An 8,539-nucleotide genomic window follows, 5' to 3' on the forward strand; every position below is an offset into this window, starting at 1 on the left:
CAGGCGCTGTTATCACAACAAATCGTATGAACCTAGAAAAAGCACGTGAAGAATTCCATGTAGGAAACCTTTACTTCAACCGTGGCTGTACAGGTGCAATCGTAGGTTACCAACCATTTGGTGGCTTCAACATGTCAGGTACAGATTCAAAAGCAGGTGGCCCAGACTACCTACAACTGCATATGCAAGCAAAAACAACTTCAGAAATGCTTTAATTTTCACATTGACGTGAGGGCTGTTCAAAGTAGGTAGAAATTGAGGCATTTTGAATGAATTTGTGACACTTCTCCAGGTAACGCTACCCTGGCTAAAACCGTAGACTTTCATGACGTAGTTTACCTTGGAGAAGTTAGCAAATTTACCGTTTGAATTGTTGCTATATTCTTAATCATTCTACTTATAGTGATACATAGTCCCTTTCTTTTATAAAGTTTTTCAACATGATTAGTAAGGAGAGAATAGGATATGACAAAAACTCAACAAGTTATTGAACAAACACAAAATTTTGGTGCAGCAAACTATCATCCACTGCCAATCGTTATTTCAGAGGCTGAGGGTGCTTGGGTTAAAGATCCAGAAGGTAACAAATATTTAGATATGTTATCTGCTTATTCAGCAGTAAACCAAGGACACCGTCACCCAAAAATTATCGCTGCTTTAAAAGAGCAAGCTGATAAAGTAACGTTAACTTCACGTGCTTTTTACAGTGAAAACCTTGGTGAATGGTATGAGCTAGTAGGGAAATTAACAAATAAAGAAATGGTATTACCAATGAATACTGGTGCTGAAGCAGTAGAAACTGCGTTTAAAGCAGCTCGTCGTTGGGCATATGATGTAAAAGGCGTAGAAGAGGGTAAAGCTGAAGTTATTGCATGTAATGGTAACTTCCATGGTCGTACAATGCTAGCTGTATCTTTATCTTCTGATGAAGAATACCGTCGTGGTTTTGGTCCAATGCTACCAAATGTTAAATTAGTAGATTATGGTAATCTTGAAGCTTTAAAAGCGGCTATTACACCAAACACTGCTGCATTTTTAATTGAGCCAATTCAAGGTGAAGCGGGTATCGTCATTCCAACAGAAGGCTTCTTAAAAGCAGCTCGTGAACTTTGCCGTGAAAACAATGTACTTTTCATTGCTGACGAAATTCAAGCTGGTTTAGCACGTACAGGTAAAATGTTTGCTTGTGATTGGGAAGAAGTAGAACCAGATATGTATATCTTGGGTAAAGCTCTAGGTGGCGGCGTATTCCCAATTTCTTGTGTGGCTGCAAACCGTAGTATTTTAGGTGTATTCAACCCGGGTTCACATGGTTCAACTTTTGGCGGTAATCCTTTAGCTTGTGCAGTTTCAATTGCATCAATTAAAGTATTATTAGATGAAAAATTAGCAGAGCGTTCACACGAACTTGGCGAATACTTCAAAGGTAAATTAAAAGAAATTAACAACCCAGTTATTAAGGAAGTACGTGGTCGTGGTTTATTTATCGGTATGGAGCTAACAGAAGCAGCTCGTCCATACTGTGAAAAACTTAAAGAATTAGGTCTATTATGTAAAGAAACACATGATACAGTAATTCGTTTTGCACCACCACTTGTTATTTCTCAAGAGGATTTAGATTGGTCAATTGAACAAATTGAAAAAGTATTTAAACTTTAACAAAATGTTCACATTTTAATTCGGAAGTATGTTACAATGATGCCGATAACTATCATTAAAAAAAACAAAGAGGCGATTTAATAATGTCTGAAAACTTAAATCTTTTCACATCAACACAAGATGTCATTCAAGATGCTCTAAATAAACTTGGCTATGATGAAGCAATGTATGAATTACTAAAAGAACCGCTTCGCATGCTACAAGTACGTATCCCAGTGAAAATGGATGATGGTACAACAAAAGTATTTACTGGTTACCGTGCACAACATAATGATGCTGTAGGACCAACTAAAGGTGGGGTTCGTTTCCACCCACAAGTGTCTGAGGAGGAAGTTAAAGCGCTTTCAATGTGGATGACATTGAAATGTGGTATTGTCGATCTACCGTACGGCGGTGGTAAAGGCGGTGTCATTTGTGATCCTCGTCAAATGTCAATGGGCGAAATCGAACGTTTAAGCCGTGGCTATGTTCGTGCGGTAAGTCAAATCGTAGGACCAACAAAAGATATTCCTGCGCCAGACGTATTTACAAATGCACAAATTATGGCATGGATGATGGATGAATATAGCCGAATGGATGAGTTCAACTCTCCAGGCTTCATCACTGGTAAGCCACTAGTACTTGGTGGTTCTCAAGGTCGTGACCGTGCGACTGCACAAGGTGTTACAATCGTAATCGAAGAAGCAGCAAAAAAACGTGGTATTGATATTAAAGGTGCTCGTGTTGTTATTCAAGGATTTGGTAACGCAGGAAGCTTCCTTGCAAAATTCATGCATGATTTAGGTGCGAAAGTAATCGGTATTTCAGATGCTTATGGTGCACTTCATGATCCTGAAGGTTTAGATATCGACTATTTATTAGATCGTCGCGATAGCTTCGGAACAGTAACTACTCTATTTGAAAACACAATTTCAAACAAAGAATTGTTAGAGCTTGATTGTGATATTTTAGTACCAGCTGCTATTGAAAACCAAATTACTGCTGACAATGCACATAATGTGAAAGCAAATATCGTAGTAGAAGCAGCAAATGGTCCAACAACAGCTGAAGCAACTAAAATCTTAACAGAGCGTGGCATTTTACTTGTACCAGACGTATTAGCCTCTGCAGGTGGAGTTACAGTTTCTTACTTTGAATGGGTGCAAAATAACCAAGGTTATTATTGGACAGAAGAAGAAGTGGAAGAACGTCTATACAAAAAAATGGTCGAAGCATTTGATAATGTATATACAACAGCAACAACACGTAACATCAACATGCGCTTAGCAGCTTACATGGTAGGTGTTCGCCGTACTGCAGAAGCTTCTCGCTTCCGTGGTTGGGTTTAAGTAAAAAGAAGATAATGAGTCATTCCTATATTATTGGGATGACTCATTTTTTTCGTTTTTATTTGATTGAAGAAGGTGGTCTAGGCGCTGCTCTAATAGCATCTTTTTTTCGTTTCTTATTTTTTTGATTTTAAAAAATCTTAGCAGAAAAAAGCCCAAAATTATGGTTACGACAACAATTACAATAATAAGCATGTGCAAAAATTCCTTTTATCTTATGTAATGAGTAGTACTATACAACTATTGTCTGAACAAAATCTGAACAGTTTGAAAAAACGCTTTCGAAATAGCAAAGTGTTGACAGCGTTTAATCTTTGCTTTCTCTAGCGTAATTATGAGAAAATCCAACTAGAAAGGGGCGAATTAGATGGATTCATTTACTTTTTTTAACCCAGTGAAACTACATTTTGGTGAGGATGCACTTGAAAAATTGCCGAAAGAATTAGAGCAATTTGGAAACAAGGTATTAGTTGTATATGGTGGCGGAAGTATTAAATCGAATGGTGTATACGATGCTGTTATAGAAAAATTACAACAGGCGGATAAAACCGTATTTGAATTAGGTGGTGTAGAGCCAAATCCAAGAGTGGAAACAGCTAGACGAGGTATTGAGATATGCAAAACTGAAGGAATTGACTTAGTTCTTGCTGTGGGTGGTGGTTCAGTAATCGATTGTTCTAAATTAATTGTTGCTGGCGCTAAGTATGATGGCGATGCTTGGGATATCGTGAAACGTAAAGTGTTTGTAGAACAAGCTATACCACTAGGAACGGTATTAACACTTGCTGCTACAGGCTCAGAAATGAATGCTGGATCTGTGATAACGAATGCTGCTACAGAAGAAAAACTAAGTTGGGGTAGTCCAGCAGCCTTCCCGAAATTTTCAATACTAAATCCAGCATATACAGTGACTGTACCTAAAAATCACACTGTGTATGGAATAGTGGATATGATGTCGCATGTATTTGAGCAATATTTCCACAATACAACGAATACTCCTATCACAGATGAAATGTGTGAAGGGGTATTGCGAACAGTTATTACGACAGCTCCAAAATTATTAGAGGACCTAGAAAATACGAAGTTACGCGAAACCATTCTATTAGCAGGGACAATTGGTTTAAATGGATTCCTATCAATTGGTTCACGAGGGGATTGGGCATCTCATAATATTGAACATGCTGTATCTGCTGTATATGACATTCCACATGCAGGTGGTTTAGCCATTCTTCAACCGCATTGGATGCGTTTAAATGTACCAGTAAATCCTGAGCGTTTTGCAGGTATAGCAACACGTGTGTTTGGAGTCGAGGCAATAGGTAAAACAGTAGAAGAGGTTGCTTATGAGGGGATTGATCGTTTATCTGCATTTTGGACATCATTAGGGGCACCTAGTCGTTTGGCAGATTACGATATTGATGATTCGAAATTCCAGCAAATTGTAGATCATGCTATGCAAAATGGCCCTTTTGGCAACTTTAATCGATTGCAAGAGGAAGATGTAAGAACCATTTTACGAAATTCTCTTTAATACTTTAAGTATGAGGCTATGCTTATAGCCTCATACTTTTTTTATTGCAAGGTTAAGAAAAATTAACGATTAATGTAGAATTTTGTCGTAGAAGTTTCTTTAGTCCTGCAATATAATAAAATAGATACATAATAGAAGGAATATAAATGTATTTTTCTTTATTTTAAGTGAGGAAAGTTATGTTTTTAACTGAGTCATTCAACCTATATTGTAGATTATTTTACTATAAGGTGATTTATGGAATGACAGAAAAGGATAGTTTTTTGTCGTAATCAGTCAATTCGTGTGTCGATGTTCAGAAGTTGTTCAGCCACCTTTACTAAAATAATTACAATATTAAACAAAGAGGAGAGGGATCAAATGTTGAAACAATTGCTACAGGACCGTATTGTTACATTAAGTTGTATAGAAATGCCATTCCAGCAACATGTTTATAAAATGCAAAATTGTGTAGAGGTATTGGGGATTGAAGCGAAATCATTGCAAATTGAAAATGATAAAATTATCACTGGATACATTGTAGATCAAAGTATATTTTTTAAAAGCGTGCGTTTTGGGCGAACGAATGTTATTTTTTCGGATGGTGTAAATAAAGCAATTGTACAATTATTTGTTCGTCCTTCTGGAGAAATTGTTGTAGAAGTTAAGCCGTATTTGGGGGGTGCTGAGATTGTTCCTGTTTATTATCGAACAATTTTAGCAGATACAGCTATTGCAATTGATTTAAAAGGTGCTTTAAAACATTATTTGGTAGCCCATCAATTTATGAATATAGAAGATTCAATTGCTGAAGTACATTACCAATCCATGCATCCGAATGTATTAAAGGATTCTTTTTTAGGAAATTTCGTGTTGGGTTGTCATGTGGATGGCAGAAATATTCTCAATGCAGAAGAATATGCATTAGCTAATCGTCAAGCCTCCTTACTATTTTCAAAAATCGTTATTCAGCAGAATGGTAAAAGACAAATGATTGCTTGTAATAAATTACTTACTTTTATGATTACAAACCATGTTTATGTAGGTTATGAGGATATTCCTAATTTAAAATTAGTCTAACAAATAGCCAACTGCCTGAAATACGGCAATTGGCTATTTGTTTTTATAAAGTATTAAATGGAGTTGTTTGGTTTTTCACCAACGTGTATCCAGCTTGTTTTCCCATCATCTTCGTCGAATAATATAGCTACTTTAGATACTCCTTTTTGGCTTAGGATTACCTCTGTTAAATGATCCCGAACATCATCTAAAAAGGCTAACGATAAAAGCGGATCAGCTTCAGCCACTAATTCTACATGTAAAAACTCTCCTTCTTTAATCACTTCAAGACGCACAATATCTTTGATATTTGGATCATCCATTACGAGGTGAGCTATATGGTTTAACATCTCTTCATCAGTTTCACCAATGACACCACGTGCGTTATCAAGGAATACCTTACCTACAACATAAAACATCATGACCCCAATTATCATCGAAACTAGTCCTTCTATTCGACCCCAACCTGTAAAATAAGCAATTAAAATAGCAGCAAAGGCTAAGAAGTTGCCTCCAGTAGCAACTAAATCTTCCATAAAAACTAATTTTGTGGCCGGTTTTGCTCTATTCAAGTATGTGAATGCTTTCGGAATAGATGCGATACCTGCTTTTTCTTGACCTGATTCATGTAGCACTTCTGCAGCCGCTTTAGCTAGCACTGTCCCTTCTAAAACAATCCCGATGAATAATACTCCTAGGGCAATCAATATCCCGCTAGACTCTCCTGTGGGATGAATAAAATGATGCCAACCTTCTTTTATTGTTTCATAAGAAAGGATAGCTACAATTATTACGGCGAAAAGGCATACTAAATTGACAATACGACCAAAGCCACCGGGAAATTGTTTTGTAGGTGCCTTTTTAGAGAGTGCTGACCCTATATACACAAATAATTGGTTTGCTGCATCGCCTAGAGAGTGCATCATTTCTGCAAACATCGCAACGTTACCTGTAAAGAAAAAGGCGATTCCTTTAATAATTCCTAAAAATGCATTTACACATGCAGCCATTAGAGAGGGTTTGTTACCGTCTTTTAGTAGTTTTAATAGTTCTGCCATAAAAAATCCTCCAACTAGTTTAAAATTTCCATTTCGATTTTTTCTATATAAGATAGTGCTCGTAATGAACGATAAAATGACAACAAATTATCCGAGACGATTAAGGAAAGACGTAAATCTAACTCATGTAAAACACTATCGTTTTTTAAGTGCACATCTTTAATGCGTATATTTTCAATGATAATGTTGTTGTCCTTTAAAAATAATAGAAATGATTCTGTATGGTTGTCATCATCAATTTGGACTTTTAACAAAATTTCCCGCATACGAATTCGCTTTGGTCCGATTTTCATAAGAAAAGGTGATAGTACTTCAATTCCAAAAACAATGATCACAACAGCTAGTGTTGCATCCATGTAAAAACCTGCACCAACCGCAATACCAATACCAGCGGCTCCCCAAATCATAGCAGCGGTTGTTAAACCCGTAATGCTGTCATTCCCGCGTCTTAGAATGACTCCTGCACCAAGAAAGCCAATTCCACTAACAATTTGTGCGGCTAAACGAAGAGGGTCCATCGTAATATTAATATCTTCTCTAGCGGGGGTTGAGTAGGCAGTTTCAATGGAGATAATCGTTAATAAGCAGCTGAAAGTAGCAATAACTAAACTTGTTTTTAATCCAACTGGTTTTTTCTTTAATTCCCTTTCGATACCGATTACTAAACTTAATGTGGCTGCAATAACTAATTTTATGCCAACTTCATATGTAATCATATTTTCGAATAATGTTTCCATACACAACCCTCCATTGATATTTCGTATTGCTAAGAGATATGCAAACTGTCATTATTATATGTGCATCACTTTTTTGTATTGTACAACATGAAGTAAGGACATATAAGTATTTTTTTAGGAAGGTGGGGTTTTTTGGAGCAGCCAAAAATCCATCCATACATCCCGATTGTGATTGGTGTAATTTCAGTATCGATGTCAGCTATTTTTGTGAAATTAGCATCGGCGGAAGCGGGGATTATAGCATTTTATCGCATGCTATTTTCCGTTTTTATCATGGCGCCATGGTTTTTAAGGGGATATACAAAGGAGTTAACGACTTTAAAAAGACGTGATTGGCTATTTTCTTCAGTTGCAGGGATTTTTTTAGCCTTTCATTTTATATTATGGTTTGAATCACTCAACTATACTTCAGTAGCAAGTTCAACAGTTTTAGTAACACTACAACCTTTGTTTGCGTTTGTGGGCACTTACTTTTTCTTTAAAGAGAAAATTACGATGAAAACAATTGTAGCAGGATCAATTGCAATAATAGGAAGTGTTTTAATTAGTTGGGGCGATTTTAAAGTAAGTGGAACAGCCTTATATGGAGATGTACTGGCGCTCGTTGCTTGTGCACTAGCGACAGCTTATTTTCTATTAGGACAGGATGTACGTAAGAGATTATCACTTGTGACCTATACAATGGTTGTATATGTTGTAAGTACCATCACTTTATTTATATATGTAATGGTTAAAGGGGAATCTTTTGGTCCATATTCTTCGATGGATTGGTTATGGTTTATCTTATTAGCGTTAATACCAAATTTACTTGGTCATACTTTGTTTAATTGGTCAATTAAATACGTCAGTACGAATGTTGTTTCAATTGCTATATTATTTGAGCCTGTAGGAGCTGCTCTTTTAGCTTTGGTGATATTTAAAGAGTATTTAATCATGACACAAATCATCGGTGGATTGATTGTATTAGCAGGAATTCTATTGTTTGTAATAGATATTAAAAAGATTTTTAATTTTTTTAAGAAAAATGCTTGATTTTTAAAATGCTATATTATATATTATTACTTGTCCTTAACAAGAAGGAACGCTTGAAAATAAAGTTTTGAAAAGTTGTTGACTTTTAGTTGGGGATGAGATAAGATAATAAAGTCGCTGAAAACGACTTAAATAAAATGAACCTTGAAAACTGAA

General features: G+C 36.1%; 8 protein-coding genes. 6 read left to right on the top strand and 2 right to left on the bottom strand.

Annotated features, from left to right (window positions below):
- The 5 genes from VK91_RS21635 to VK91_RS21655 form a co-directional block, all read left to right on the top strand.
- Window positions 1-215 (top strand): aldehyde dehydrogenase family protein (locus VK91_RS21635; protein WP_048391719.1); only part of this gene is annotated, 215 nt, incomplete at its 5' end.
- A 250-nt stretch (window positions 216-465) separates the two neighbouring features.
- The gene (locus VK91_RS21640; protein WP_004233780.1) at window positions 466-1,659 is read left to right on the top strand and encodes an ornithine--oxo-acid transaminase; all 1,194 of its coding nucleotides are present in this window, start codon (window positions 466-468) and stop codon (window positions 1,657-1,659) included.
- An 83-nt stretch (window positions 1,660-1,742) separates the two neighbouring features.
- A complete protein-coding gene (locus tag VK91_RS21645; protein WP_004233781.1) occupies window positions 1,743-2,987 on the top strand; it encodes a Glu/Leu/Phe/Val dehydrogenase in 1,245 nt (414 codons plus the stop codon).
- Window positions 2,988-3,354: 367 nt separating this feature from the next.
- Window positions 3,355-4,518: an iron-containing alcohol dehydrogenase gene (locus VK91_RS21650; RefSeq protein WP_048395807.1), complete on the top strand. Its 1,164-nt coding sequence runs from the start codon at window positions 3,355-3,357 to the stop codon at window positions 4,516-4,518.
- A 360-nt stretch (window positions 4,519-4,878) separates the two neighbouring features.
- Entirely contained in the window at window positions 4,879-5,577 is a 699-nt protein-coding gene (locus VK91_RS21655; RefSeq protein WP_048395809.1) for a hypothetical protein, read from the top strand.
- A 53-nt stretch (window positions 5,578-5,630) separates the two neighbouring features.
- Here the strand turns inward: VK91_RS21655 and VK91_RS21660 are convergent, their stop codons facing one another.
- Window positions 5,631-6,614, bottom strand: a complete 984-nt coding sequence (locus VK91_RS21660; RefSeq protein WP_048395811.1) for a cation diffusion facilitator family transporter — start codon at window positions 6,612-6,614, stop codon at window positions 5,631-5,633.
- Between the two features lie 14 nt (window positions 6,615-6,628).
- Window positions 6,629-7,351, bottom strand: a complete 723-nt coding sequence (locus tag VK91_RS21665) for an MgtC/SapB family protein (protein WP_004233792.1) — start codon at window positions 7,349-7,351, stop codon at window positions 6,629-6,631.
- Between the two features lie 132 nt (window positions 7,352-7,483).
- Between VK91_RS21665 and VK91_RS21670 the strand changes: the two genes are divergently transcribed.
- A complete protein-coding gene (locus VK91_RS21670) occupies window positions 7,484-8,383 on the top strand; it encodes a DMT family transporter (protein WP_048395813.1) in 900 nt (299 codons plus the stop codon).
- Window positions 8,384-8,539: the final 156 nt, after the last annotated feature.

It is taken from the genome of Lysinibacillus sp. LK3, assembly GCF_001043675.1.
Classification (GTDB): domain Bacteria; phylum Bacillota; class Bacilli; order Bacillales_A; family Planococcaceae; genus Lysinibacillus; species Lysinibacillus capsici.